Genomic DNA, 1017 nt, shown 5'->3' on the forward strand with positions numbered 1-1017 from the left:
GGCTAAGTACATTAGTCGTAACTGGCTTGGTGAGCCGAGTTTATCTAATGCATCAAGCTGGGCGTCACTTAGGTTCGGGCTCTTATCGAGATACACACGTCCGTTTGCGGCGTCCAAAGGCAGCTTGTACGTCAACTTCTCGTTGATTTTACCCGCTTCACCTTTATCCATTGCTCGGACAGCAGGCATCAGCCAATCCCAATCTTCACTTAACAGCTTTTTAAATGCACCGTTCGCCGTAGATTCCGTCTGACTTGGCATGTCTTCATCGCTCAGTTTAAGCAGTGAATCGACATCTGGAACGAGGTGTTCATTCGGGCTTGAGCCAAGCATTTGCTTGAGTGTTAAGCGTGCGGCTTCCATCTCTTGCGCTTCTTTTGGCGCTTGAGGTGAGCTCATTGATGTATCTTCTTTAGGACCAAGATACGCCATCAGTGCGCGAACTGCCGCCGGCTCTTGCATGCTAAAAGTGAAATCGCCCTTCACGTTTGAAATTTCCAAACGTGGCAGCACACCAGACATTGGCCCTTGTTTGAGTTGGTCTTGCACTTCGTTATTTAAGCCATACGCCCCAGCTTGGCCAGCAACAAAGCCCCCGCCGCTGATAATGCCAGTGGCTAAAGCAGTTCCAATGGCTTCTTTTGCTATCGGCGTAACCCCTGCCGTCGCCACAGAGCTTACACCAAACGTACCCAAACCACCTGTCGCCATGCCAAGTGTGGCACCAACTGCGCCCTCAGCGGACAGCATCGCGTGACCAATGGCTAACGTTTGTTGCATTGGCATCGATAAGCGCTGATCTCTTCCCGGCAACTGCGAGATTTGTTCGAGTTGATGATGATACGCTTCGGCATCGCCATTGACGGACGCTTTATGAAGTTCACGCCCTGTGGCGACGAGTAAGCCTACGCCGGGTAACGCCAAATTGATGGCAGCGTTAACACCCGAGCCTTTCAGCTTCTCTTTTCCCATTTCCAACAACTGCGCGCCGAAACCGTCCATTTTCCCCGGATACTG

Annotated in this window: 1 protein-coding gene; it reads right to left on the reverse strand. The window is 51.5% G+C overall.

What is annotated here, in order from left to right:
* A partial coding sequence (vopQ, locus tag R8269_RS26475) for a type III secretion system effector VopQ (protein ID WP_318223069.1) occupies positions 1-1017 on the reverse strand: 1017 nt, incomplete at both ends.

The sequence above is a fragment of the Vibrio sp. Vb0667 genome (assembly GCF_033391095.1).